Annotated in this window: 26 protein-coding genes and 2 pseudogenes; 12 read left to right on the forward strand and 16 right to left on the reverse strand. The window is 66.6% G+C overall.

The window, feature by feature from the left end; translation table 11 throughout:
• Nucleotides 1-85 precede the first annotated feature (85 nt).
• The gene (locus AC1DCF_RS10810; RefSeq protein ID WP_441790071.1) at nt 86-916 is read left to right on the forward strand and encodes a nuclease-related domain-containing protein; all 831 of its coding nucleotides are present in this window, start codon (nt 86-88) and stop codon (nt 914-916) included.
• 28 nt (nt 917-944) lie between these two features.
• Here the strand turns inward: AC1DCF_RS10810 and AC1DCF_RS10815 are convergent, their stop codons facing one another.
• Complete coding sequence (locus AC1DCF_RS10815; protein WP_477211018.1) at nt 945-1,376, reverse strand: ribosomal maturation YjgA family protein; 432 nt, start codon at nt 1,374-1,376, stop codon at nt 945-947.
• A gap of 73 nt (nt 1,377-1,449) precedes the next feature.
• Entirely contained in the window at nt 1,450-1,686 is a 237-nt protein-coding gene (locus AC1DCF_RS10820; protein ID WP_477211019.1) for a hypothetical protein, read from the reverse strand.
• Between the two features lie 238 nt (nt 1,687-1,924).
• On the opposite strand from AC1DCF_RS10820, the gene AC1DCF_RS10825 reads away from it, so the two are divergent.
• Both AC1DCF_RS10825 and AC1DCF_RS10830 read left to right on the forward strand, forming a co-directional pair.
• A complete protein-coding gene (locus AC1DCF_RS10825; RefSeq protein ID WP_477211020.1) occupies nt 1,925-2,668 on the forward strand; it encodes an endonuclease/exonuclease/phosphatase family protein in 744 nt (247 codons plus the stop codon).
• Nucleotides 2,669-2,854: 186 nt separating this feature from the next.
• On the forward strand, nt 2,855-3,343 hold the full coding sequence (locus tag AC1DCF_RS10830; protein ID WP_441790067.1) for a heme-degrading domain-containing protein: 489 nt from the start codon (nt 2,855-2,857) through the stop codon (nt 3,341-3,343).
• A gap of 437 nt (nt 3,344-3,780) precedes the next feature.
• On the opposite strand, the gene AC1DCF_RS10835 is transcribed toward AC1DCF_RS10830, so the two are convergent.
• A complete protein-coding gene (locus tag AC1DCF_RS10835) occupies nt 3,781-4,182 on the reverse strand; it encodes a RidA family protein (RefSeq protein ID WP_477211021.1) in 402 nt (133 codons plus the stop codon).
• A gap of 37 nt (nt 4,183-4,219) precedes the next feature.
• Nucleotides 4,220-4,996: pseudogene (locus tag AC1DCF_RS10840) on the reverse strand (LLM class flavin-dependent oxidoreductase); the annotation flags it as partial.
• Nucleotides 4,997-5,509: 513 nt separating this feature from the next.
• Here AC1DCF_RS10840 and AC1DCF_RS10845 point away from each other — a divergent pair.
• Entirely contained in the window at nt 5,510-5,770 is a 261-nt protein-coding gene (locus AC1DCF_RS10845) for a hypothetical protein (protein ID WP_477211022.1), read from the forward strand.
• Nucleotides 5,771-5,774: 4 nt separating this feature from the next.
• A complete protein-coding gene (locus tag AC1DCF_RS10850; RefSeq protein WP_477211023.1) occupies nt 5,775-6,173 on the forward strand; it encodes a hypothetical protein in 399 nt (132 codons plus the stop codon).
• A 152-nt stretch (nt 6,174-6,325) separates the two neighbouring features.
• On the opposite strand, the pseudogene AC1DCF_RS10855 reads toward AC1DCF_RS10850, so the two are convergent.
• A pseudogene (locus AC1DCF_RS10855) lies at nt 6,326-6,592 on the reverse strand (LLM class flavin-dependent oxidoreductase); the annotation flags it as partial.
• A 452-nt stretch (nt 6,593-7,044) separates the two neighbouring features.
• Between AC1DCF_RS10855 and AC1DCF_RS10860 the strand changes: the two are divergent.
• Both AC1DCF_RS10860 and sufU read left to right on the forward strand, forming a co-directional pair.
• Nucleotides 7,045-8,316: an aminotransferase class V-fold PLP-dependent enzyme gene (locus tag AC1DCF_RS10860; RefSeq protein WP_477211158.1), complete on the forward strand. Its 1,272-nt coding sequence runs from the start codon at nt 7,045-7,047 to the stop codon at nt 8,314-8,316.
• Entirely contained in the window at nt 8,313-8,756 is a 444-nt protein-coding gene (gene sufU / locus AC1DCF_RS10865; RefSeq protein WP_477211024.1) for a Fe-S cluster assembly sulfur transfer protein SufU, read from the forward strand. The genes AC1DCF_RS10860 and sufU overlap by 4 nt, the downstream gene beginning before the upstream one ends.
• Before the next feature lie 138 nt (nt 8,757-8,894).
• On the opposite strand, the gene AC1DCF_RS10870 is transcribed toward sufU, so the two are convergent.
• The 6 genes from AC1DCF_RS10870 to AC1DCF_RS10895 form a co-directional block, all read right to left on the reverse strand.
• Nucleotides 8,895-9,842, reverse strand: a complete 948-nt coding sequence (locus tag AC1DCF_RS10870; RefSeq protein WP_477211025.1) for an ROK family protein — start codon at nt 9,840-9,842, stop codon at nt 8,895-8,897.
• Complete coding sequence (locus AC1DCF_RS10875) at nt 9,839-10,828, reverse strand: asparaginase (RefSeq protein WP_477211026.1); 990 nt, start codon at nt 10,826-10,828, stop codon at nt 9,839-9,841. The genes AC1DCF_RS10870 and AC1DCF_RS10875 overlap by 4 nt, the downstream gene beginning before the upstream one ends.
• Complete coding sequence (locus tag AC1DCF_RS10880) at nt 10,821-11,705, reverse strand: amino acid ABC transporter permease (RefSeq protein WP_477211027.1); 885 nt, start codon at nt 11,703-11,705, stop codon at nt 10,821-10,823. Before AC1DCF_RS10880 ends, AC1DCF_RS10875 begins: the two co-directional genes overlap by 8 nt.
• Nucleotides 11,702-12,352 (reverse strand): amino acid ABC transporter permease, encoded by a 651-nt coding sequence (locus AC1DCF_RS10885; RefSeq protein WP_477211028.1) that lies wholly within the window; start codon nt 12,350-12,352, stop codon nt 11,702-11,704. Before AC1DCF_RS10885 ends, AC1DCF_RS10880 begins: the two co-directional genes overlap by 4 nt.
• Before the next feature lie 33 nt (nt 12,353-12,385).
• Nucleotides 12,386-13,342, reverse strand: coding sequence for a glutamate ABC transporter substrate-binding protein (locus AC1DCF_RS10890; protein WP_441790059.1), 957 nt, complete (start codon nt 13,340-13,342; stop codon nt 12,386-12,388).
• A gap of 97 nt (nt 13,343-13,439) precedes the next feature.
• Nucleotides 13,440-14,228 (reverse strand): amino acid ABC transporter ATP-binding protein, encoded by a 789-nt coding sequence (locus AC1DCF_RS10895; protein WP_477211029.1) that lies wholly within the window; start codon nt 14,226-14,228, stop codon nt 13,440-13,442.
• Between the two features lie 144 nt (nt 14,229-14,372).
• Between AC1DCF_RS10895 and AC1DCF_RS10900 the strand changes: the two genes are divergently transcribed.
• Genes AC1DCF_RS10900 through AC1DCF_RS10910 form a run of 3 tightly spaced genes read left to right on the forward strand, consistent with a single transcriptional unit; the run spans nt 14,373 to nt 17,268 of the window.
• On the forward strand, nt 14,373-15,566 hold the full coding sequence (locus tag AC1DCF_RS10900; protein ID WP_477211030.1) for an ROK family transcriptional regulator: 1,194 nt from the start codon (nt 14,373-14,375) through the stop codon (nt 15,564-15,566).
• Complete coding sequence (locus AC1DCF_RS10905; protein WP_477211031.1) at nt 15,563-16,504, forward strand: Gfo/Idh/MocA family protein; 942 nt, start codon at nt 15,563-15,565, stop codon at nt 16,502-16,504. The genes AC1DCF_RS10900 and AC1DCF_RS10905 overlap by 4 nt, the downstream gene beginning before the upstream one ends.
• Nucleotides 16,501-17,268: an SDR family NAD(P)-dependent oxidoreductase gene (locus tag AC1DCF_RS10910; RefSeq protein ID WP_477211032.1), complete on the forward strand. Its 768-nt coding sequence runs from the start codon at nt 16,501-16,503 to the stop codon at nt 17,266-17,268. The genes AC1DCF_RS10905 and AC1DCF_RS10910 overlap by 4 nt, the downstream gene beginning before the upstream one ends.
• A 165-nt stretch (nt 17,269-17,433) precedes the next feature.
• Here the strand turns inward: AC1DCF_RS10910 and AC1DCF_RS10915 are convergent, their stop codons facing one another.
• From AC1DCF_RS10915 to AC1DCF_RS10930, 4 genes are all read right to left on the reverse strand, one after another.
• Nucleotides 17,434-18,294, reverse strand: coding sequence for a DUF4097 family beta strand repeat-containing protein (locus AC1DCF_RS10915; protein WP_477211033.1), 861 nt, complete (start codon nt 18,292-18,294; stop codon nt 17,434-17,436).
• Between the two features lie 181 nt (nt 18,295-18,475).
• The gene (locus tag AC1DCF_RS10920; protein ID WP_477211034.1) at nt 18,476-19,531 is read right to left on the reverse strand and encodes a hypothetical protein; all 1,056 of its coding nucleotides are present in this window, start codon (nt 19,529-19,531) and stop codon (nt 18,476-18,478) included.
• Between the two features lie 165 nt (nt 19,532-19,696).
• Nucleotides 19,697-20,005, reverse strand: a complete 309-nt coding sequence (locus tag AC1DCF_RS10925; protein ID WP_477211035.1) for a glutaredoxin family protein — start codon at nt 20,003-20,005, stop codon at nt 19,697-19,699.
• Between the two features lie 223 nt (nt 20,006-20,228).
• The gene (locus AC1DCF_RS10930) at nt 20,229-22,676 is read right to left on the reverse strand and encodes a lamin tail domain-containing protein (protein ID WP_477211036.1); all 2,448 of its coding nucleotides are present in this window, start codon (nt 22,674-22,676) and stop codon (nt 20,229-20,231) included.
• Nucleotides 22,677-23,036: 360 nt separating this feature from the next.
• Here AC1DCF_RS10930 and ligD point away from each other — a divergent pair, with 360 nt between their 5' ends.
• Nucleotides 23,037-24,098, forward strand: a complete 1,062-nt coding sequence (gene ligD / locus AC1DCF_RS10935; protein WP_477211037.1) for a non-homologous end-joining DNA ligase — start codon at nt 23,037-23,039, stop codon at nt 24,096-24,098.
• Between the two features lie 132 nt (nt 24,099-24,230).
• Nucleotides 24,231-24,440, forward strand: coding sequence for a hypothetical protein (locus tag AC1DCF_RS10940; protein ID WP_477211038.1), 210 nt, complete (start codon nt 24,231-24,233; stop codon nt 24,438-24,440).
• A gap of 148 nt (nt 24,441-24,588) precedes the next feature.
• Here the strand turns inward: AC1DCF_RS10940 and AC1DCF_RS10945 are convergent, their stop codons facing one another.
• Complete coding sequence (locus AC1DCF_RS10945) at nt 24,589-25,614, reverse strand: SDR family NAD(P)-dependent oxidoreductase (RefSeq protein ID WP_477211039.1); 1,026 nt, start codon at nt 25,612-25,614, stop codon at nt 24,589-24,591.
• Nucleotides 25,615-25,686 lie beyond the last annotated feature (72 nt).

A 25,686-nucleotide genomic window follows, 5' to 3' on the forward strand; every position in this document is an offset into this window, starting at 1 on the left:
GCACAATTCGCCGCACTACCCCCGTTTGGGGCTACCCATTCAACCGGCCAGCCCGCTAGATTCTATTCATTCAAGAAGGAGATCCGTGGCCGAAACCCTGAGCATGCGGCAGCGCTGCGCGGGCCAGTCGGTCATAGAGAATCTGGTACGCCACCAGGCCGACATGCCTCGCCGCTCGCCGCTGGCCCGACTCGTCGGACGCTCGCCGCTGAACGCGGACGCCACCGCGTGGTACCTCGACGCCCAGGGCGAAATCGCGATGGGACGCATCCTCGACATGCTGCCGCCCGAGTGGACGGTGCTCCACGCGCTGCCCGCCGGAATGGGCGCGCTGGACATTGATCACCTGGTGATCGGTCCCTGCGGAATCTTCACCGTCAACACCAAGCACCACCACGACAAAGATGTCTGGGTGGCCAAGAGCACTCTGGTCGTTGACGGTGAGGCGCGAGGCTATATCCCGGCCGCCGAAGTCGAGGCGCAGCGGGTGTCGGCCATCGTCGAAGAACGGATGCCCCTGCCCGCGCCGGTGCAACCGGTCATTGCGTTCATCGATCCCAAGCAGGTGACGATTCGAGAGCGACCGACTCAGGTCAAGGTCGTCGATGCATGGCAGCTGCGTCGCTGGCTGACGAATCTGTCCCCGGTGCTCAGCCCCGCCGAGCAGGACGAGATCGTCTCACTGCTCGACAATCCGGTCACCTGGCATGCCACCGGCCCGGTGCCGATTTTGACCGATGCGCCGTCGCAACCGCAGTTCAGCACGACGGTCGGTCTGCTTGCCGCGTTCGAGCTGATCGATGCCGAGGTGCGATCGGCGCGGGTGCGTCGCGGTTTCTGGAAGCTGGTCGGTTACGGGGCGCTTGTGGTCAGCCCGATGGCTTTGCTGCCACTCGCCTTGGGAATGTTCGGCTGAACTTCTCGGTGATTTTGCGAACCGTGCTTCAGAGCACCGGTTCCGAGCCGGGTGACTTGACACGGTTGGCTCTCGGGCGCCGCACCGCGGCATCCGCGGCCAATGCCACTCCGGTTCCGAGCGCATAGGCGATCAGATCGACCGGTGCGAACGTGGTGCCGAAGACGAGCCGGGCTGGCGGGAAGGCGTCGGAGAGGATGCCGGGTACCCCGGTGAGTTGGAACAACTCGATCGCCACGCAGAACGCGAGCGCGATGCCCGCCACCGTGACGCTCGAGGCGCGGGGGAGCAGAATCGCGACGAGCAGAGAGATGAGCACGGCGTAGAGGGCGTCGGCCGTGAAATCGGCCGCAGGTCCGCTGCATATAACGTGCACCAACAACCCTGAGGCGATGACACCGGCGGCACAGCCGAGGAGCCAGGCGCGACGGCGACCGGTGCGGACGGGGCGTGGAGTCATTGCTGCACTGTAGCGGGCGACGCTGACTGATGAACGGTCGGGTGCACGCGGGCGACGGCCTGCCGTGGTGCGGTTAGCGCTTGGGTTTGTTGGTTCCCGGGGCGTTGTTGCCGTGCATCCAGAGGATGTGGGCGCGCACCGAGAGCGCGCCACCGATCACGAGCGACACAACTGCCACGGGCACAATCTGGGTGACCGCGACGCTGCCGGTGAGGGCGTTGACGATGATGAGAAGTACCGCGAAACTGCTGCACGAGAATCCGGCGATCGCACACGTGTTGAACGACCAGCTCTTCATGGTGCGGAGCACGGGGATCCCATCGGGTTGAGGTTCGAAGGCCCGCCTCCGAGAAATGCAGGGCGACCAGGATCAACGGTACCAGGGGGTGCTGGGAGAGGGATGCTGCGCCGAGCGCCCGGGCGGATGCAGTGTGCGCTTGCCGTCGCGTGCGAGAGACATCCGGCTGGGATTCTGAGCCAGTCGCATCCCGAATCAGCGAACCGAACGTAGGCTGGAGCTCTACTACTGAGATAGAGGCAGGGCCATCGTGAGGGTGATTAGTTACAACCTCCGCAAGAACCGGGCGAGCGTCGAGCTTGAGGCGCTGGTGAATCGGTATAACCCCGACATGCTCTGTTTGCAGGAAGCTGACACGTTGGCGCTGCCTGCGGAGATCAGCACATTGCACCTGGCCGATGCCACCTCGCGCAACCGGCTCGGCCTCGCGCTGTACTACCGAAAGGACCGCTTCGCTGCGGTCCAAACGCGCACGTTCGCGCTCAAGAAGTCACTCCACGACCGGCTGCTCACCCCCGCGCACGAGCGCCTGATCGGCACCAGGCTGAAGGATCATACGGCGGAACGCGAGCTCGTCGTCGCCTCATTTCATGCGGCGCCGCTGACCGCACGCAATTCGTTGCGGCGCAATCAGATCCGTTCGGCGCACGAGGAGTTGCACACGCTCGGGCCGGGACTGCCGACCCTCATGGTGGGCGACTACAACTATCCGCTGTTCAAAGAAAACCTGAGCGAAAATGTGCAGTCCCGCGGCTACGACCTCACGCTCAGCGACAGCAGGACGTATACCCGCTACAAGGTGTTCCGCGGGCACTACGATCTGGCGACGTCGATCGGGCTGTCCATCGACAGCATCGAGACTCTTCCGCGGGGAACCTCGGACCACATGCCGATTCTGGTGAACGCCACCTACAGCGATGCGGTGACGCCAAACGGGCTGGAGCCCGGGGGCCAGCAACCGGCTCCGGTGTCGGGGGACGGCTTCACCATCTGACTTCACCATCTGAGGTGAACGATGTTGCCGGATGCCGCCGCGCGAGTTGAACGCCGCAACGCGCGTTGGCGGCGACCCGCGTCGCGACGCCCGACCCGCGCGGCGGCGAGGCCTACGCTGGAAGGTGCCGCCGCGATGCACGCGCTCCTCTCGATCGTGCCGCACCGCCCAACCAGAAGGAGTCACATGAGTGACCGTCACGCAGAAGAGGCGGCCCTGGCCACTCTTCTCGAGCAGGAGCGCGACATCCAGTTCGCCGCATTCACCCATGCAGATGCCTGGACCGTCGGCACCCACCTCGTCGAACTCGCCAGTGAGCGACTGCACCCTGTCGCGATTGCGATCATGCTCGGTGACCAGCGGGTGTTCCACGCGGGCTTGCCCGGGGCATCCGCCGACAACGACGACTGGCTGGAGCGCAAGTTTCGGGTGGTGCGCCGATTCGGACACTCCTCGCTGGCCGTCGGCACCGACTTCCGGTCGCGCGGCGCGAACTTCGACGTCGATTCGCGCCTGAATATCAGCGACTATGCGGCCCACGGTGGGGCGTTCCCGATCCGGGTGAACGGGATGCAGGTCGGCGTCGTCGGTGTTTCCGGGCTCCCGCAGCGGGAGGACCACGCTCTCGTCATCGAGGCGCTGATCGCGCATCGCGACCGCGAGGTCGAGCTCTAGGGCGCCGCCCATCTCGTTGGTCGAGGAGCGCGTGAGCTTGCGAACACGCGTCTCGAGCGATGTACTGAGCTTGTCGAAGTGACCCAGCGAGCCGACCCTCAGACGCTACCCAAGTTCAGGGATCGGCTCGCGGGATCTCGAGATGCGGCCTCCTGCGTCGGCTGCTCCTCGATCATCGGGATGGTCGACAGCGCTCAGACTGTCGTGCGGTTTTTGCTGACCCCGCGCGGGCGGCGGGAGCTCCATTTTCGCTAATGAACTTCAGGCTCATATGACCCCGAAGTTCATTAGCGAAAACGCGTGACCCGTTCGCTTCAGTGCGTAGCGCCACGTTCCGCCACTGACGCGGGTACCAGCCAGGGCAGCGTCGAGCAGCCCGCGTGTCGAGCAGCTCGACTATGGGTGTGGTTGCCCGCCGAGCCATTCGGGGGAGGGTGTCATCGCACGACTGCGGCGATGGCGCTGATCTCCACGAGTGCACCCGGTACCCCGAGTCCCGCAACTCGTGCACCCATCACCAACGGTGGCTCGTCGGATGCCAGTTCCGTGGCGATCGCCCCGTACGCGGCCCGGAGGTCGATCCCGTCGACGAACATGACAGTCCACTGCACGACGTCATCAACAGTCGCGTCGACGGCGTGAAGCGCGGTCACCGCGTTTCTGAGGGCACGTGTTGCTTGCGCTGCCACGTCGTCTGCGCCCACGAGTGCGCCCGCTTCGTCAACGGAATTCTGGCCGCCGACATAGATCGTTGTTGCGCCAGGTGGAACGACGGCCACGTGGCTGAAGGCCGGGCTCACGACGAGCCCGGCGGGCCGGATGCGTTGTATGGATGTCATGCCGCGATCGTTGCATGATCCGCCGACACAACAAGTGCTATTTCTTGTTGCGCCAGCCGATCGCCGGCGCGATGTGCCGCGCGATTGTGTCGAGCAGGTGCGCGTTGTAGTCGACCCCCAACTGATTCGGGATCGTCAGCAGGATGGTGTCGGCGGCCTGCACGGCAGCATCCTGAACCAGTTCGGCCACAATCTGGTCGGGCTCGCCGACGTAGCTCTTGCCGAAGCGGGCGAGCCCGCCGTCGAGGTATCCCACCTGATCGCTGCGCTCGCCGGCCGCCATCGAGCCGAAGTACTCGCGGTCCTCTGCGGTCGTGATCGGCAGGATGCTGCGGCTCACCGACACGCGCGGCTCGCGCGGCCAGCCGGCCTCGGCCCACGCGGTGCGGTAGAGCGCGATCTGCTCGGCCTGCAATTCGTCGAAGGGCACGCCGGTGTCTTCGGTGAGGAGGGTGCTGCTCATCAGATTCATGCCTTGTTCGGCGGTCCAGACCGCGGTCTTGCGGGTGCCGGAACCCCACCAGATGCGGTCGGGGAGTCCGGGGGACTGCGGCTGAATCGATAGCGGAGCCACCGATCTCGACATCTGCGGGTTGGGGAGCACGACCCCGGCGCCGTCGATCGCCGCGCGGAACAGTTCGGTGTGCACCCGCGCTTCGTCGGCATCCGTACGATCGTCGGCGGGAACATAACCGAATGCCTCATAGCCGCGTAGCGCCGGTTCGGGTGACCCGCGGCTGATGCCGAGCTGCAGGCGCCCGTCGCTGATCAGGTCGGTCGCTGCGGCCTCTTCGGCCATGTAGAGCGGGTTCTCGTTCTATACCTAGTGCGCTATTACTAGGGGACAAATACGGGCGTTTGCTACCCGGCAAGAGCTGGTTCTTGTACATGCAAGTTAAAAGTGAGAGCTGGAGCGGACATAGCTGCATCAGGCGAAGTTGAGGCCATGGAGCACATGGTCGCAACGTCGCCGTAGAGGCGCGCGCGGGCGTTCATCTACGCCGCTCGCCAGCAGGTGTCAGAGATCGTCGCGACGTCGCCAAGCGTGTACGTCCTTGTGGCACCCCAAGCACGCCGCGAGTACGAGCGCTGATGCGGCCCTTCTGGAGGCACTGGTGGACCTCCGTGGCGCGCTGATTGACTGGTTTCCGCCCAAAGCCTCCGCCTGGATCTAGGCGCGTGCCTGAGTGTCATCCTGGCCGCTAGCGTCGAGGAGCCCACATGCTGACTGGCCATGTCTGGCACATGCTCAGCGCCGAGCCGCGCCGGGCCCGCGCCATGCGCCGCGAACGCGAGTCCCTCGTGAACGTCTCGATAGGATTGCGACATGGATGAAGCGAGTACGCCAGAGAGTCGCACGATCGAGTGGTTGGATCGTCACTGGACCAACGGGCGAGTATGCCCTATCTGCGGAGAGAATAGCTGGAACGTGGCGGGTCCGTTCGGCATGTCCCGTGTCGACGGCGGAACCATCATTCTTGACACCTACTTTCCGATGATGCTTGTTACCTGCAAGCGGTGCGTGTACACCATCCAGTTCTCCGCGATCGGCATGGGGGTCCTCGAGCCTGTAGTGGGCGGGGAGTGACCGGGTGGAGCAGCAGCAGACCCTTACGCTGACGTCTGAGCGCAGTTTCACCACCCGCGCGAAGATTGAGACGGTGATGCTCGATAGGCATCGTTGGGACGCTCTCAAGGGCAAGGTGAGCGGCCTAGGCGACCAGTCTCAATGGATGCAATCCGCGGCGTGGGGGCTGGCAGGTGTCGCCGTTTCGGGCGTGTTCGCGATCATCGCTTGGGCTTTCACGTATGAGTCCCTTGCGGAGGACCTGCGTGCTCAGTTCGGGTGGATGTGGACGGTACTTGTCACCATCACCGCGATCGGCGTCGCGGGGGCAACATGCTTGTTCTTCGCAGATCGAGGGCAGAGCTCGGCGCGCCGGACGGCGGCGGCTGCCGTTCTGGACGACATGGACCTGATGCTTGAGTGACAACATAACTCCTGGCACGAAGCCGAACGACTCGTAGCCGTTGAGGGCCGTCTAGTGCGCTACTAGGAGGAAATGAACACGGGGCGTTTATTGCCCGGTAAGAACCGGTTTTTGTTCTAGAGGACCAAGACGGGGCGTTTATTACCCGGTTAGAGCGGGTTCTCGTAGCGCATGTTGATGACGCCCGTGCCGATCTCGATGCGACTGGTGCGCGCCGCCATCGCCGCCAGCAGCGGGAACGGCGAGGAAAGCTGCTGCGCGAAGTGGTGCACCCGCACGTAGGCGCCGTCGATGCCGATCTCCTCGGCGGCGACCGCGAGCTCGATGCTCTGCGTCAGAACGTCGCGCGCGGTGCGCACCTGCGAACCCGGGATCGCCTGCCAATGGCCGAAGGAGAGAAAGCCGATGCGTTTGTCCATACTCGGCTCAGCGCGCCGGTGCCGCTCACTATTCCCACCCGCACGCCTTCAACAATTCTCACCGGCGACCGTCTCGATCGCCTCCCTGTCGTGCGGGTTGGTGGCTAACTCCGGCAATTTCCGGATGTCGCGCGTCCGGCCCCCGGAATCATGCGGGAGTTTTCGCGCGGCCGGCCGGATTGCAGGAGTTAGCCACACACCACACACACAGATGGCGGCCGAATTACGTCACACACAGCTGATCCGGATGCTGCGGAACAGGAACACGGGGAGAATGGTTGTAGCAGGCGACCCGCCATCCAGGTCGCTACGAAAGGCATTCCGTGTCACAACCCGCCGCCGGCACCACCACCGAGTCGACCTCCGAGCGCGAAACCGCGCCGAGCGCCGCCGCCCCGAGCACAAACGCGCCGAGCGCCTCCGCGCCGAGCGCCGCACCGCACCCGTCGCGCCTGACCGAGCAGGACATCCTGCGGATCCGGGCCGACTTCCCCGCGCTCGCCGAGACCGTCAACGGGCACCCGCTCGCCTACCTCGACTCCGGCGCCACCGCGCAGCGCCCGCTGGTCGTGCTCGATGCCGAACGCGACTTCCTGGTCCACAGCAACGCGGCCGTGCACCGCGGCGCGCACACGCTCGCCGGCCTGGCCACCGAAGCCTATGAAGACGCCCGCGAGACCGTCGCCACCTTCGTCGGTGCGCAGCCCGACGAGATCGTCTGGACGTCCAACGCCACCGACGCGCTCAACCTCGTCGCCTACGGGATGGCCAACGCCAGTCACGGCCGGGGGGGAGCATCCGCTCGCCGCTTCGCGCTGACCGAGGGCGACGAAATCGTCGTTACCGAGGCCGAGCACCACGCCAACCTCGTGCCCTGGCAGGAGCTCGCCGCGACGACCGGCGCGACCTTGCGCTTCATCCCGGTCGACGACAACGGCATCTACACGGTCGCCGACGCCGCGGCCGTCATCGGTGAGAAGACCCGGGTTGTGGCCTTCGCCCACGTGTCCAACGTCACCGGGTTCGTGGCCCCGGTCACCGAGCTCGTCGCACTCGCTCATGCCGTCGGCGCGCTCGTCGTGCTCGACGCCTGCCAGTCGGCACCGCACCGTCGCCTTGATGTCGTCGCCCTCGACGTGGACTTCGCCGCCTTCTCCGGCCACAAAATGCTCGGCCCGACCGGCATCGGCGTGCTCTACGGGCGCGCCGAACTGCTGAACGCGCTGCCGCCGTTCCGCACCGGCGGCTCCATGATCACGACCGTCACCATGGAAAGCTCCGACTTCCTCCCGGCCCCGCAACGTTTCGAAGCCGGCACCCAGCCGGTCTCCCAGGCGATCGCCCTCGCCGCCGCGGTGCGCTACCTCGACGAGGTGGGCCTTGACCGTGTTGAGGCCCACGAAGAAGAACTCGCCGAACGGATGCTGACCGGTCTCGCGCAGATCCCGGGCATCCGTGTGGTCGGCCCCGGGCTCGGTGTTCCGCGCGCTGGACTCGCCAGCTTCGACGTCGCCGGCGTTCACGCGCACGATGTCGGCCAGTACCTCGACGCCCTCGGCATCGCGGTGCGCGTCGGACACCACTGCGCCCAGCCGTTGCACCGCCGCCTCGGCCTCACCGCCACCACCCGCGCCAGCGCCTACCTGTACACGACCGAGGCCGAGGTCGACCGTTTTCTCGCCGCCGTCGCGCAGGTGCGCCCCTACTTCGGAGAAACCTCATGAGCGACGCCCTCGCCGGCCTGTACCAGCAGGTCATTCTCGACCATTCGAAGCTCCGCACCGGATTCGGCGAACTCGAGCACGCGGATGCCGTGCGCTTCGAACGCAACCCGGCCTGCGGCGATGAGATCACCCTGCAGATCGCTCTGGAGCCCGGCACCGACCGGATCGCCGCGCTCGCCTGGCGCGGGGCGGGGTGCAGTATTTCGCAGGCGTCTGCATCGGTGCTGGCCGGCCTCGCCCCCGGACTGACGACAGCGGAGCTGCAGGCCACGATCGACGCGTTCCGCGAGATGATGCGCTCACGCGGAGTCGGCGAACCCGATGAAGACGTGCTCGGCGACGCCGTGGTTTTTCAGGGCGTCTCGAAGTTCGTCATGCGCGTCAAGTGCGCGATGCTCGGCTGGGTCGCGGCGGAGGGTTGCCTGGCCGACGTGGCCTAGTCGCAAGCGCCGGTGGTTGAGGAGCGCCCGACGGAGTCGGCCGCGTCTCGAAACCTCGCGAGTCAATCCTTGAACGCGGGTTGCGTCTGAGTATCGGCTCGCCGGTCTCGACAGGCTCGACCACCGGCACGGTCGGACCTAGACCGCCACAGCCTCCGCGACCGCCCACCCGTCGACAACATCGCCCCGGCCCGCCGCGCGGAACGCCAGAATCGACGCGCCGATCCGGCCCGCCTCGCTGCCGAGCAGCGCCTGCACGACGCGTGGCGCCTCCCGCCAGGCCAGCCCGGCCGTCAGCGCGGTGCGCAACGGCCCGAACAACGCCTCGCCGGCATGCGCGAAACCACCGCCGATCACAATGACCCGCGGGTCGAGCAGCAGCGTCATGATCGCAAGCCCCTGCGCGAGCACCTGCACGGCTTCAGCCCAGACCGCGTCAGCGAGAGGGTCGATGCCGAGGCGCGCGACGATCTGCTTCGAGCTGAGCGCCTCACCCCCACGCGCCAGATAGCGTCGCGCCAGACCGGCTCCCGAGACATACACTTCGAGGCAGCCGCGCTGCCCACAGGTGCACAGTTCCCCGCCCGGAACCACGGGAATGTGCCCGAATTCTCCGGCTGCGCCGGTCGCTCCGGTGAGCGTGCCGCCCGCAGAGACGAGTGCGGCAGCCACTCCCGTGCCGATCGGAATCAGCACGAAATCGTCGGCCCCCCGCGCGGCGCCGAGCAGCTGTTCGGCCAGCCCGGCCGCCCGAACGTCATGCCCGATCGCCACCGGCATGTCGAGCCGGGCGCGCAGCAGGTGCAATAGTGGCAGGTCTTTCCAGCCGAGATTCGAGGCATACCGCACCACCCCGGCCTGCTCGTCGACGATGCCGGGTGTGACGACGCCCGCGGCGATGACCTGCAGCCCGTGAACGGATGCCGTCGCCTCCAACGAGTGGAGAAGTTCGATGAGCGCCTCGACGATGTCGATCTCGGGCGTGAGCCGGGTCTCGGTGACGAGCGTCTCGCCGTGCTCGGTGACGAGCGCACCCTTCATCGAGGAGCCGCCGAGATCGACGGCGAGAACTACCTGTTCGCTCACGCTGCAGCCTCCGCCGCAAAGATCGCGGCCTGCAAGTCAGCGCCGGGAACGATTTCGCCGACCCGCTGCCCGCCGCCGAGAACCGGCACCTCAGCCAGAGCCTGCGCGGCGGTGACAGAGACACCCACGAAGTCGAGTACGCGCAGGGCGATCAGCGTCGTGGCGCGGGGGCTGCCGTCGATGATCTTCATCGACACCGCTGAGCCGTCGGCTGCCGCGACCCCGATCACGCCTTCGGCGCCGCCCTTGGCGAGCACGCCGGGCAGCGCACGCATCAGCTCGGTATTCGCCTGACCGCTGCCGCCGACGTAGAACGGGAACTCCCGCATCGCCGCGGCGACATGACCGGCCGGCTCGTCGGCATCCGCCAGCACGAGACGCTGGAATGCCGTCGCGATTCCGTGCACGGAGGTGGCGAACAGCGGGGCGCCGCAGCCGTCGACGGCGGTGTGCGTGAGGGCAACACCGGTCAGTGACGCCATGGTTTTTGCGATGTGCTGCTGCAACGGATGCGCCGGGTCGAGATAGTCGTCGGTGCTCCAGTCGTTCACCGCGCAGGTCAGCAGCATCGCCGCGTGCTTGCCCGAACAATTCATCCGAATCGCCGAGCGCGGCTCGCCGGAGCGAATCATCTGCTCGAACGTCGCCTCGTTCTCCGGCCGATCGGCCGGGCAGCCGAGCGCCGACTCGTCGAGTCCGGCCTTCTGCAGGATGCCGCGCACGACGCGCACATGCTCGTCTTCGCCGGTGTGGCTGCCCGAGGCGATCGCGATTTCTGCACCGACGAGTGGGGCGCCGGCGGTGAGGCAGGCGAGAGCCTGCAACGGTTTGACGGTCGAGCGCGGAAGGATCTCGGCATCGGGGTCGCCGAGGGCGAGCACGACCTGGCCGTCTGGGTTGAGGGCGATCAGCGAGCCGAAGTGACGGCTCTCGATCAGGCCGGAGCGCCGCACGGCGGCGAGCTCGACCAAGGGTGACTTACGCACGGACTTCACTCTCTGGTTGCCCGATCGGCATCGGCAGCGCCGTGACGAGCGGTCCGATCGGCTTGCGCCGCCGCGTGGGCTTCTGCAGCCGCGAGGCAAGAGCCGACAGGCTGCCGTTAAAGACCAGGTAGATCAGGGTGACGACGAGGAACGTCTGAATGAGCAGGTGGTTGAAGGTCGACAGCACCTGGCCGCGGTAGAGCAGCTCCGTGTAGGCGACGATGTAGCCGAGCGAGGTGTCCTTCAGCAGACTGACCAGCTGGCTGACCAACGACGGCACGACGTTGCGGAGGGCCTGCGGCAACACGACGAACGCCATGGTCTGCCACTGACGCAGTCCCAGGCTGAGCGCCGCCTCGGTCTGCCCGCGCGGCAGGCTCAGGATGCCGGCCCGGATGATTTCGGCGAACACCGCCGAGTTGGCGATGGTCAGCGGGACAACCAGCTTCCACAGGGTGGGAAGGTTGATGCCGAGCTGCGGGAGACCGAACAGCATCAGGTAGATCAGCAGCAGCACCGGAACGGTGCGGCCGATCTCGATGTAGACGGTGGCCAGCCAGCGCACCGGCTTCACCGGGCTGATCCGGCCGAGGGCCAGGATGATGCCGAGGGCGGAGCCGAGCACCGCCACGATTCCGGCTGCGGCGAGAGTGCCGAGGAAGCCGACGAGCAGGAACTCCCAGATCGGCCACTGAGTGAATGGCGCCCATTTCTCGGCGTCGAGCTGGCCGTTCGAACCGAACTGATAGAGGCCGAGGGCGAACACACCGACCAGCACGAGGGCGCTGATGATGGAACCGATCAGGATCGACCGTCGGCCGCGGGGGCCAGGTTCTTCGTAGAGATAGCTTGCGGCACTGTGTCGTGACTGGGTCATCGGACGATCGCCACCCTTCGTTCGATCCGGCCTGCGGCGAGTCCGATCACGAGTGCGATCGCCATGTAGACGATGCCTGCGCCGGTGAAGATTTGAATGGGTTGTGCAAAGACGAGGTTGAGCTTGTTGACCTCGCTGGTGAACTCGACGACGCCGACGACGGCAGCGAGTGCCGTGTTCATGGCGAGGGCGATCATCACGTTGCCGAGCGGCTGCACGACGGCGCGCAGCGACTGCGGAATGATGATGAAACGGAACGATTGCAGCAGGGAGAAGCCGAGCGCCCGGCCCGCTTCGACCTGCCCGACGCCGACGGTGTTCACACCGCTGCGCACCGCCTCGGCCACATACGCGGCCTCGTAAACGGTGAGCACGATGATGACCGTCGGCGTCAGGGGGGCGATCAGACCGGCATCCGGCAGTGCGAACACAGCCAGAATGAGCAGCGCCAGCAGCGGCACATTGATGAAGAACTGCACGTAGCACCAGGCGGCCCACCGCAGAATCGGGATGGGGCTCACTCGGGCCATCGTCACCAGCACCCCGAGGATCAGGGAGCCGATGCCGGCGACGACGGCCATCATGAGCGTCGTGCCGAGCGCCTGAAGCAGGAGCCCGATGGTTTCGGGAGTCAGAATGTTATTCATCACTTTGCCGTTCGCTGGCGCTGCCGCCGTTGATTAGGAGCCGGGAACCGAGCCGATGGCCGGGGGAGTCGGGATGTCGGAGTCGACAACCGTTCCGAGCGAGTTCTTCCAGGCCTGACCCCACTGGCCGCCCTTCTGGATTTCAAGCAGCCAGTTGTTGACGAAGCTCTTGAAGTCGGCGTCGCCGTGCTTGAGGCCGATGCCGTAGGGCTCGGTGGTGAACGGCTGGCCGACGACCTTCATGCCGTCGTTGGCGAGGGCGTCGCTGGCGAGCAGGGTGTAGTCCTGCACGTAGGCGTCGCCGCGTCCCTGCACGAGTGCCTGCACGGCCTGCGGGTCGGTGCCGAAGGTGAGCAAGGTCGCGGTGGGCTGCTGCGCGGGAACCTCGGTGACGGCCGGCGTGTTCGCGCCGACGATCACGGTCTTGCCGCCGAGGTCATCGATGCCCTTGATGTCTTTGTTGTCCGACTTGACGGCAACGGCCAGGCCGGAGCTGAAGTACGGGCCGGCGAAGTCGACCTGCGTGGCCCGCTCTTCGGTGATCGTGTAGGTGTTGAACACGACGTCGACGGTGCCGTTGGCGAGAAGTGCCTCACGGGTTTCGGATGCCGGCGGCACGATCTCGACGTTGGGCTCGCCGAGGATGTAGATCGCGAGCAGCTTCGCCAGGTCGGCGTCGAAGCCGGTGACGCTCGTCGGGTCGGTCGGGTCCTGCTGGGAGAGCAGCGGGGCGTCGAGCGCCTCGCCGACGATCAGCTTTCCGCGCGCCTTGATCTTGGCCATGGTCGAGTCGGGGATGATCAGCGAGTCTGCAGCGACCGGGGCATCCTTGAAGACGGCGGATACGGCGGCGTCGCTGCCCGAGCTCGAGGTGCCACCGGGAACGCTGGCGGAACCGCCGGACGAGCAGGCGGTCAGCGCGAGCGCGGCAACGGCGATAACAGCACCCGCAACGGGGAGCCTCCGACGCAGTGAGGAGGGCAATGACATGGTTTTTCCTATCTTCTTTGGTGGGGAACCGTTGCGACGCAGGGCCGCTGGCATTTTGGTGAGGTGTGGTTGAGGGGGTCTTAGTGAGACAGCGTTGTTAATGAGACAGCACTGAGGCCAGGAACGAACGCGCGCGCTCGGTCTGGGGGTTGTCGAAGAAGGCGGCGGGAGTGTTCTGCTCGACGATCTGACCGGCATCCATGAAGATGACGCGATCGGCGGCCTTGCGGGCGAAACCCATCTCGTGAGTGACGACGACCATCGTCATTCCCTCCTGGGCGAGCGAGACCATCACGTCGAGAACCTCGCTGACCATTTCGGGGTCGAGGGCGCTGGTCGGCTCGTCGAAGAGCATGACCTTCGGATGCATGGCCAGCGCACGCGCGATCGCCGCGCGCTGCTGCTGGCCGCCCGACAGTTCGGCCGGGTACATGTGGGCCTTCTCGGCGATGCCGACTCGCTTCAGCAACGCCATGGCTTCGGCCTCGGCTGCGGCCTTCTTCACCTTGCGCACCTTCATCGGCGCGAGAGTGACGTTGTCGAGCACCGTGCGGTGGGCGAAGAGATTGAACGACTGGAAGACCATGCCGACGTCGGCACGCAGGTCGGCCAGGGCGGCGCCCTCACGCGGCAGCGCCGTGCCGTCGATCAGAATCTCGCCGGAGTCGATCGGCTCCAGACGGTTGATCGCCCGGCAAAGGGTGGACTTGCCGGAACCCGACGGGCCGACCACGACGATGACTTCGCGGGGCTGCACAGTGAGGCTGATGTCTTTCAGCACGTGCAACGGTCCGAAGTGCTTGTTGACTCCGGCCAGGTTCACCATGGGGTGCCCGGTCGAAGTCGTGTCGGTGGGGCGTGAGTCGTGCCCGGGTGCCGCAGCCATGAAGTCCTCGTATCGTCGTCGATCCAGCAATCACGCAATCGTAAGTTGAAACAACAGTTTATGCAATAGTGGATTTACTTACTCCAGAAATGCAGGAAGTTGATACAGTAAAGTCAAATACCCGCTTCCTCCAGGATTGGCTCAATGACGATGACCTCCGTTGCCCCTCCCGTCTTCAGCCATGACTCCTCGCCGGGCGGCATCCTCAATCTGGTGCGCTCCGGGGCCTCGTCGTCCCGCGCCGACATCGCCCGGTCGACCGGACTCTCCCCATCGACGGCCACCGCGCGGGTCGAGGCCTTGATTCTCGGCGGCTTGCTGCGCGAGGCCGGCCGCGGCGACTCCCGGGGCGGACGCCGCCCGCGTCAGCTCGAGGTCAATCCGGATACCGGCGCGGTGCTCGGCGTCGACCTCGGCGCCCGCCACGCGTCGTTCGCCCTCTTCGACATGGCGGGAACGATGCTGGCCGAACGCCACCGCGACATGGACATCGGCGACGGGCCCGAGCGCATCCTCGGCTGGATCGTGGCGCAGGCCGAGGAAATGGTCGCCGAATCGGCGGGCCCCGATCAGCGCCTGCGCGGCATCGGCGTCGGCCTGCCGGGACCGGTCGAGTCCCACGCCGGTCAGCTGGTTTCGCCCTCGCGGATGCCCGGCTGGAACGGCGTCGACGCGGCCGCGCTGCTGCGCAGGCTCAGTGGGGTTCCCTCGCTGGTCGGCAACGACGCGAACCTGATGGCGCTCGGCGAACATGCGAGCCTCACCGAGCCGGTCGACCACCTCGTCTTCGTGAAAGCCGGCTCCAGCATCGGTTGCGGCGTGATCGCCTCCGGAGCCCTGCACCGCGGCCATCGCGGAATGGCGGGAGACATCAGCCATGTCGCCGTGCCGAACGCCCCGCACACGCTCTGCACCTGCGGGCGCTGGGGCTGCCTCGACGCCGTGGCCGGGGGAGCGGCGATCGTCGACAGCCTGCGCAAGGCCGGCGTCGACGTCGCCGACACCGCGGCGGTGCTGCACCTCGCCCAGCTCGGTCATCCCCTGGCCACGCAGATGCTGCGTGAGGCGGGAACCCGCACCGGCGGAGTGCTCGCCACGATCGTGAACTTCTTCAACCCGCAGCGGCTGGTGCTCGGCGGCCAGCTGAGTGAGGCCGAGGCTTTTGTGGCCGGGCTCCGTTCGGCGATCTACACCGAATGTCTGCCGATGGCCACCGACTATCTCGAGATCGCGGTGAGCGAGACCAAGGCGCGCGGCGGCGTGATCGGGGCTGGCCGGGTGATTCTCGACCATCTCTTCGACCCGTCGGTGATCAACGAGAGCCTGGCCACAGCATGAGCGGGGCAGGCGTGAGCGGGGCGGGATCATCGCATTCGATCGCGCTGATCGGCCAGGGCAAGATGGCGCAGGCGCACGCCGCGGCCTGGTCTGCTCTCGGGCTCGGCGAGCAAATCGCGTATGTCTGCACCCCTCGCCCGGGCGCACCCCTCGAGGATGCGCCGAATGCCCGGTTCGTGACCGACCTCGACGCTGTGCTGGCCGACCCGGCCGTCGACATCCTCTCGGTGTGCACGCCGACCCCGACGCATGCCGACATCGCCATCCGTGCGTTGCGCGCCGGCAAGAGCGTGCTGCTCGAGAAGCCGATCGCGCTCACTCACGCCGAGGCGGTGCGCGTGGCCGAGGTCGCGGCAGAGAGTCCGGGCACATTCATGGTCGCCCAGGTCGTGCGTTTCTTCGAGGGCTATCGGATGCTGCGCGAGAGCGTGACCGACGGTCGGCTCGGCGAGGTGCTCGCGGTGCACGCCAGCCGCCTCTCCACGCCACGGCAGGGCGACACCTGGATGACCGACGAATCGGCCTCGGGTGGCGTGCTCGTCGACTTCGCCATCCACGACTTCGACCAGCTGAATTTGTATCTCGGCACCCCGGTCGCGGTCACGGCGATGCGCGGGGAGGAGCCCGGGTTCGTCGAGACGACCGTGACGTATGCCGATGGGGGCATGGGCACCGTCACGACCTGCAATGCCATGCCGGTTGGCTACTCCTTCACGAGCGCGTTGACGCTCACCGGTGCCGTCGGGTCGGAGTACTACGAATACTCAGCGGCCTCGCCGGACTCCCCGTATGCCGCCCAGGCCGCCTACTTCCTGCAGTGTGTCGAGAGCGGTGCGTTGCCGACACTCTGTCCCACGGAATCGGCGATCCTCGCCCTTGACGTGTCACTCGCAGCGCGCGAATCCCTCACTACCGGTAGAACGGTTGAACTCCCATGAACGCTCTCGCGGCATTCTCGCTCGCCGGCAAGGTCGCTCTCGTCACCGGCGGCAGTCGCGGGCTCGGCCGGGCCATGGCCCAGGCACTCGGCGAGGCCGGTGCGGCCGTCGCGGTGACCGCACGCACACTCGACGCGGCGGAGGCCGCGGCGGCAGAGCTGCGTGCGCTCGGCATTCGTGCATACGGGGTGCAGCTTGAGGTGACGGATGTTGCGGACGTCGAGCGCGCCGTCGCCCTAGTCAGTGAGTCGTTCGGTGAGATCGATGTGCTGCTGAACAACGCCGGGATCGGGGTCAGCGGGGCCGCGTTCGACCTGGCCGATTCCGAATGGCGCGATGTGATGGCCACCAATGTCGACGGGCTCTGGCACGTCAGCCGGGCGGTCGGCCGGCGCATGAAGGAGCGCGGCGGCGGGGTGATCGTGAACGTCGGGTCGATGTCGGCCGAGATCGTGAACCGGCCGCGCTGGCAGGCGCCCTACCTGGCGTCGAAGGCCGCGGTGCATCAGCTGACCAAGGCGTTGGCGGCGGAGTGGGCGCCCCACGGCATCCGGGTCAATGCGATGGCACCCGGCTATTTCTTGACCGAGATGTCGCCGGTTGACCAGCCCGAGTACCGCGAGTGGTGCGTGGAACCGGCGGCGATGAAACGCTACGGGATGCCCGCCGAGGTCGGCCCGGTCGCGGTTTTCTTGGCGAGCGATGCCTCCAGCTTCATGACGGGTTCGATCGTGACGGTCGACGGCGGCTACACGCTCTTCTAGCCATTTCGGAGGCTGAGGAGCAGCCGACGCAGGAGGCCGCGTCTCGAAACCACGCGAGTCGATCCTCGAACGTATGTTGTGTCTGGAGAGCAGCGCGCGAGGTTTCGAGATGCTCGCTGGCGCTCGCTCCTCAACCACGGAGATGGTGATGTTCGTTCAGCCCGCCTACTGGCCCGACCGTTCCACGGTGACGGCGCCATTGATCGTCTTCGCCGTGATCGTGCGCTCGGCGGTGCGGTCGCTGGACACGCCATCCGTGTTGATCTGGCCGTTCACTGTCTGCGCATCGATGAAGTAGCGGCTGGCGTCGTCGGGCACCCGCACGGTGATCTGCCCGTTTGTGGTGGTTGCCGTGACGGCGGATGGAGCGTCATTGAACTCCAGCTCGATGCTGCCGTTGGTGGCGTTCGCGGTGAGTCGACTCGAGGTCGTATTCATCACCTGAATCGCCCCATTGACGGTGCGGAGACTCAGATCGCCCGAGGTCGCCGCCGCTTTGATGCGGCCGTTCGAGGTCGCCACGTCGATGTCGCCGTCGAGCCCGATGAGACTGATGCTGCCATTGGTGCCCTGCACGGTGAGCGGAAGCTCAGCAGGCAGCTGAACCGAGACGGTGACGTTGCAGCGGGAGAACAGCCAGCCGTCGGGGCAGCCGCCGCTCACGGTGGTGATCCCGTTGGCCGACGTGACGCTGAGCGTGGGGCGTGACCCGGCGAAGGTGCCCGTCATGCTGGCGTGCACCAGGCCGTCGGGGCTGGGGCTGAAATTCAGCTCGGCAGACGGAATCCCGACGGAGACACTCTGCTCGGCAACAGCCTCGGCAGTCTCGGAAATCGGCGCTCCTCGAAATACGCTCAGCCCGACGACAACCCCTCCCGTGAGGAGAACGAGCAGCACAAGCGGCGTCACCACGAACAGCACGATTTTGCTCGCCGTGGAAAGGCCGCGGGGAGCCTGCGGCGCGGGCGATGCGGGCGATGCGGGCGATGCCGGCGGCGGTGGCGGCGGTGAGGTTGGGGTAGTCATTACTGCCGACTTTCACGACTCGGATGCGTCGGGTGATGGTGGTGCCAGACTACCGAGCGGGCGGGCGCCCGGGAACCAGACGACGCGTGAACTGGTCATTCGACGATGCTGATCGAGTTCACCGCTGACCACGCTTAACTGGGCTGGCGCCGGTTCCGGGCCGGTGCCGGAACCGCTCGCGTCAGCCGACCTTTGTCAGCGCCGTCATCGACATCGTCGACGACTGACCGTTCTGACAAGTCTGGTAGAGCAGGTCGTAGCCGGTCGGGAGATCGGCGGTCGTCGCCGTCGCCTGGTTGAGCATCGCCTTGATGCCCTCGACCCGATACGTTCCGGCGTAGAGTCCGGTCAGCTCGATCAGAGTTCCGGCGTCGTCGGGAAAGTCCCGGCCGCCGCAACTCCAGTGCTCGGCGATGGTGGCGACGCCGTAGCGCGCGGTCAGGTCGACTGAACCGCGGCAGGCATCAAGTTCGGGATACCAGCCGGCCGCGTAGACATCCTTGGTGTAGCGCAGCCGTTTCTGCTCGGCCGTCCACTCGGCGACGGCGTCGGTGACGGCGTTCATCGCCGGGGTGAGCGTCGACTCGATCGAGGCGAGCTCCCCGGCGTCGTTGAGTTTGAACGCATTGAGTGTGGCGATGCCCTGACGCAACCCAAACCCGGCAAGCAGGATGCTGGTGTTCGGTGTGACTTTCGCCGCCGCCTCGGATTGCGCGATCTCCGTCTCGACAACGCCCATCCGTCGGTCGGCCTCGACGATCGCTGCGGCGAGTTGGCTGCGCGGGGTCTCGTCGAGCACGTGACCGTTGCTCTCGTCGAGGAGGGTCTTTGCGTCGGTCAGATTGGATCGCATCGCAGCGGCCATGGGCTCGACGGTCGACTGTTTGAAGGCCAGCGATTCCCGCGCGGCGTCGTAAGAGCTCTGTGCGGTGACGTGGAGAACCGGTACGGCGATCGCGAGGCCGACGACGAGGGCGGCGCCGAGAATCAGCGCGAGGCGCAGGCGATGCGTGCGGCGGATGCTCGCGTCGGGGCCGGCCGACGCAGGAGCATCGGAGCCGTGGACGTCGGAGCTTCGAACGTCGGAGCCGCGAACGTCGGAGCCGCGAACGTCGGAAGCGGGAATGTCTGCGGCGAGGGCATCGGACGCGAGTACATCGAAAGCGGACGGAACAGGCGATACGAATGCCGTGCCCGGCTCGGTCGCCGACTCGGAGGGCAGCGGCGTCGTGGACATCTCGCTCCTCTGTCGGCGATCGGCGCGAGAACTTCAGTCAGTCTGGCCTGCGGTGACGGATGCCGGCTGAACCGCCGGCACCACTGAATCACTCAGAAGTCTACCGGCCGGGCGGCCGGCGTCGGCGGGCCGGAGTGCGGCATCCGTCGGCCACCCGCACGCTCTTCAGTTGATGAGCCCGAGCTCTGTCAGCTTGGCGCGCACGACGGCATCGCTCGGCTCGACGACGTGAGTCTCGTCGGGAAACACGATGACCGGGATGTTGGTGCGCCCGCTGATCGCGTGGGCGCGGTCGGCTCCGTCGTCGACGACCATCAGGTCGACATAGTCGTAGTCGATGCCGAGTCCGTCGAGCAGCTTCTTCGACCGGCGGCAGTCGCCGCACCATTCGGCGCCGAACATCGTGATGCGCTGGGCTTCGTCGGTGCTTGCGGATTCAGTGGACGTCGATTCGGTGGCGGCAGAGTCAGTCATGGTTTCAGCCTAGGCGAGCGACCTGGCATCGGCTGGTGATGCTGTTCTCGCCGCTGCCCGTCGCTGTGTTGCTAACTCCGGTAATCTTCCGCATCGGTTTGAGTTGGGCGCGGAATCATGCGGGTACACATGTCGCCGCCCGCGAATTACCGGAGTTAGCCACAGCGCGGCCCGGGGATAAAAGCCCGGGCCGCGCTGAGTGTGTTGCGAGTTGGTCAGGCGACTACTCGGGCAGGCCCCGACGACGCACGATGAGAAGGATACTTCCCGCAGCGAGCAGCAAGAGAATCGCGAGCACCGGTGCCAGGACATCGGCACCCGTCGACGCGAGTCCGGACGTCGGTGAGACCGTTCCGGACCCGGATGTACCTGTCCCGCCGGTGCCGGTGCCGGATCCCGGCACTTCTCCCGGGGCCGAGGACGCCGTGATGCTGATGGCGGTCCAGCCGATCAGTGTGCCGTTCGCGGCAACGACTGCGATGCGGTGTGTGCCGATCGGAGCGGATGCCGGAATCGTCACGCTCGCGGTTCCGGCGGCGCCGACCACGTTGCGTCCGAGGTGAACCGGGGTGGAGTGCAACCACAGATCGACCGTCGTGCCGGCCGATGGCGCTCCCACGGTCACGACGATGGAGTCGCCGGGGTGCGCAGACTGCGGCGCCGTGACAGGACCGCGAGCGGCATCGGTGAGCGAGTCGGCCGGAACCGGGACCGGAGCGACGGGCGTGACCGGGTCGGTGGGGTCAACGGGAGTGACCGGGTCAACCGGGTCAACCGGGTCAACCGGGTCAACCGGATCAACGGGGTCAACCGGCGCCGGAGTACACGCGATCGTTCCTTGACGCAGCGAGTGGCCATCCGTGCCGTTGTCGTCAGACCAGAAGACCGGCTTCACGCCGTCGACACAGAGCTTCTGCGGTGCGAGCGCGAATCCCTCATTGTTGACGTTCGGCATGCCCGACGGGCGCTCGTAGACCGCCGTCACGGCGAAGTGGCCGGCACGCCCACCGGTTTTCGCGACCTGCAGAAGAGAACTGCGGCCGTCGCAAGTGTCATCGCAGACAGCCCACAGTGCCGAGCGCTCGGCATCGAACTCCAGGTCCATCACGCCGGGGAAACTGCTGGCGATTGTTGCGACGCGGTGGTAGCCACCGGTCACCTGGTCGAGAGCGTAGGCGTAGACCGTGCCGTTCGCCTCCAGGCCGACGAAGAAGAGTCCGTCGCCGTGGTTCGCGTATACGGCGGGGTCGTAGGCCTTCGTCGTGCTTTCATCGACGAGTCCCTGCGCCACGAGGAAGCTGTCGGGCACCCAGGCGAGGGCTTCGAGGCCGCTGTTGGGAGCGACGACCGGCAGATCGGCGACCAGATTCCACTCCATCGTTGCCGACAGAGCGGGGCTGGCACCGGTCACGTCGTAGCGCAACACCGACGGGCGGCTGACCTTGCTCGCATTGTTGTTGCGTTCGGACGAGACGAACATGCCACCGGCCGCACCGGCATCGGTGAACGCGATGCCTTCGGCATCGACATCGCCGGTGCCATCGGCGTAGTGCAGCGGCTTGCCTGCGGCCCAGCCGTTCGTCGTGACCGGGACCCAGCTCGTGCCGTTCCAGGCGAGCTGATACATCGTGCCGACGCCGTTCTTGACTGCCCAAATCGTGCCAGGCGCCGACGAACCGGATGCCTGATAGGCCAGGCTGCTGAGATTGGTTCCGAAGTAGCCTGCGGCATCAACCGTGCTGATGGTGGTGCCACCAGGCCAGGGCGAGGGGGTGGGGTTCTCGGGTCCGGGATCCGTGCCGGGATCGGTGCCGGGAACGCTGCAGTCGTTGGCGGCGCCCTTCGTCACCGTGGTCGTGGTCACGAACTCGCCGGTGCCGTCGGGGCAGCGGCCGTAGGTGGTCGCGGCGTGAGCGGTCCAGCTGTAGCTGTCGATGAGTGTCGTGCCGTCGGTAGCGAAGAGTCGCGCGGAGTCGGCGGCACCCAGACCGTAGGAGACGTCGACGTCGAGGGCGAGGTATCCGCCAGCGGGAATCGTGGTCGCCGCGGGGATGACGAAGCTATGCGTGTCGTTGTTGTCCTTGAGAACCAGACCGGAGACATCCGTCGCCCGCGGGCTGAGGTTCTTCAGCTCGATCCAGTCGCCGGGTGCTCCGCCGTTCGACTCGACCTCGTTGACGCGAACAGGCACGCTGCAGTCGTTGGCGGCGCCCTTCGTCACCGTGGTCGTGGTCACGAACTCGCCGGTGCCGTCGGGGCAGCGGCCGTAGGTGGTCGCGGCGTGAGCGGTCCAGCTGTAGCTGTCGATGAGTGTCGTGCCGTCGGCGGCGAAGAGTCGCGCGGAGTCGGCAGCACCCAGGCCGTAGGAGACGTCGACGTCAAGGGCGAGAAATCCGCCGGCCGGAATCGTGGTTGCGGCGGGGATGACGAAGCTGTGCGTGTCGTCGTTGTCCTTGAGAACCAGACCCGAAATATCCGCTGCTGAGGAGGCGGTGTTGGTCAGTTCGATCCAGTCGCCGGGGGTTCCGCCGCTGGATTCGAGTTCGTTGATGCGCACGCCGCTCGATGCGTCAGGTGCGGCGGAGGCCGGGCTCAGCGCCCCGGTCAGCGGGGTGAGCACCACCAGAGACGTCAGGAGGGCGGCGGTGGGGCCGCGCCAGGTCGTTCGCATTCGGCTGCCTTTCGTAGCATGTCGATGGCGCCCAGAACGGGCTCGAACTCAGAGTGGCGGCGGCGCTGAAACGTGCGGTGAACAGCAGGGGAACGCGGGCGTTCACCTTCGCGGGTTCGGCGTGTACCCCGGCCGACGGGCATCCCTTCGCGCCCAGCTCGGTGGCTAACTCCGGTAATCTGCCGCGTCGACGCGAGCAAGGCGCGGAATCATGCGGGTGCGGATGTTGCCGCCCGCGAATTACCGGAGTTAGCCACACAGGCACGCAGGCACGCACACACGACGGGCGCCAGGAGTCGAGCACGCCGGTGCCGCCGGAGGGGGGTGACTCGTGCGAGCGGCACGGGTAGCGTGTGCCGCATGGTCAGCGAAGTGGTGATGGTGACGGTCCCGGGCGGAACAGGAACCGGAGCCGCCAGCGGAACAGGAACAGGAACAGGCACCCCACGCGAGATGCGTCTCACCAGCCCGAGCCGCGTGCTCTGGCCCGAATCCGGTTTCACCAAACTCGACTTGGCCAACTACATCGTCGCGATCGGCGACGCCTTCGTCGCGGCCAACGGCGACCGCCCGATCTCGCTGCAGCGCTTCGCCGGCAACATCGACGGCGACCAATTCTTCTCCAAGAATCCGCCGAAGGGCACCCCCGACTTCGTGCGCTCGGTGATGGTGACCTACCCGAGCGGGCGCACACATCCGCAGCTCGTCATCGATGAACCGGCCGCCGCCGTCTGGGCCGTGCAGATGAACACGATCGTCTTTCACCCCTGGCCGGCGCGCGCCGAGGATTCCGACCATCCCGATGAATTGCGCATCGACCTCGACCCGCAGCCCGGCACCGACTTCGACGATGCGATACCCGTCGCGTTCGAAATGCGTGCGGTGCTCGCCGAGGCCGGCCTGACCACGTTCATCAAGACCTCGGGCAACCGCGGCTTGCACCTGGCGGCCCCGATCGAGCCGACACACGAGTTTCTCGACGTGCGGCATGCCGTGATTGCCGCTGCTCGCGAACTCGAACGACGGATGCCCGATCAGGTCACGACGTCCTGGTGGAAGGAGGAGCGCGGCGCCCGCATCTTCGTCGACTTCAACCAGGCCAACCGCGATCGCACCATGGCGGGCGCGTACAGCCCGCGGGCTGTGCCGCACGCATCGGTGTCGTGCCCGATCGGCTGGGACGAGCTCGAGAACATCAACCCGCGGGAGCTGACCATTGCTACTGTGCCGGATCGACTGAAGAAACGCGGCGATCCGTGGGCGAAGCTGCACGCGCATCCGGGCAGCATCGGCGACCTGCTGCTCTGGTGGGAACGCGATCTCGAAGACGGCCTCGGCGAGCTGCCGTTCCCGCCCGATTTTCCGAAGATGCCGGGGGAGCCGCCGCGGGTGCAGCCCAGCCGGGCGCGTGCTGAGAAATGACGGCGCGCAACCCGCGCACCTGCGCACTCCCCGACCGAGGGTGTTCCGATACACGGGGTGCCCGACGATTTCAAGGCGTTGAAGTCGTCGGGCACCCGAGATATTCTCAATAATCGTCGGAAGGGGACCACGATGACACTGAACGGACAGATGGAGAGTTTTCTCTCCACCATGGAATACCCGGCTCGCCCGTCGGATCTCATTCGAGAGGCGCTGCGAGACGGGTTCACCGATGACGATGTGCTCATTTTCGCGATGCTCGATGAGCACTCGTACCACGGAGCATTCGAGGTGCGCCGGTCACTCTCGCTCGAAGGGTCGCTCGTTTCCAGCTTGGTCTGACCGCCCGTCCGCTGATCGAGGAGCGCGCGAGCTTGCGAGCACGCGTCTCGAGATCTCGCGAGCCGATCTCTTGACGTGGCGTCTGAGGATCGGCTCGCCGGGTCTCGAGACGTTCGCTAGCGCTCGCTCCTCGACCACCGAGACGGTGCTACTGCACCGACCAGCCGCCGTCAGACGGAAGCACCACGCCATTGATGTTCACGCCGTCGTCGCTGAGCAAGAAGGTGATCGACGCCGCGAGCTGTTCGGCGGTTGCCAGCGACGGAATCGCCATCTGGAACGGGTGCAGGCGCGCCGAGCCGGCCTCGGACACGTGCGGGGGGAACGGGATGCCGGTGGCCACGCCGCCCGGAGCGACAGCGTTCACCCGGATGCCCTGCGGTCCGTACATAAAAGCGGCGCTGCGGGTGAGGCCCACCACAGCGTGCTTCGAGGTCGTGTAGGCGTTGCCCGACGCGTTGCCGCGGAGGCCGGCCTCGCTGGCCACATTGACGACCGAACCCGAGCCGGCCGCCATCATCGCGGGCAGAACAGCACGGGTGAGCTTGAAGGTTCCGGTCAGGTTGACGCCGATGACGCGGTCCCACATGGCGTCGCTGGTCTCGTGCAACGGCGAGAAGTCGTCGTTGATGCCGGCCACGTTGGCCAGGCCGTCGATCCGGTCGCCGGCTGCGGCGATGATCGCATCCACTGATTCCTGCTGGGTGATGTCACCGGCGACGGTGACGATCTCGGCGCCCGGAACCGACGCGGTCACGGATGCGGCGAACTCGGCGAGCTTGTCGGCCGAGATATCGACGGCCACGACACGGCCGCCTTCGCGGGCGATGCGGGTGGCTGTCGCGCGTCCGATGCCGGAGGCAGCACCCGTGACGACAACCGTCTTGCCGGCGAAACGACCGTTGCTGACCTTCTCCTGCCAGCCGGCTGCCTCGGTCTCGGGGATCACGCCGCCGTTGACCGATTTCACGAGCTCATCGATGACCGACTGCGGCATCTGTCCCTGGCTCAGCGCGACGAGCTGTTGAAGCGGCAGCCCGAGTACCGGGGCGAGCGATGCTTCATCGGCGCCCGACGCGGCGAGCAGGCCGCGCACCGCCGCTCCGCCCTCCGGGTGGGCGAGCCATTCGCCGATGGTGCTGTTGCCGGTGAGAGGCTTCGGATCCGTTGCCATGTGAGTGTCCTTCCAGAGCGTTTTGTCGCGGTTCACGCGTAATTTCAGGCTATCCGACGAATGTCGGAAAAC

The organism is Leifsonia sp. 10L418 (assembly GCF_056395445.1).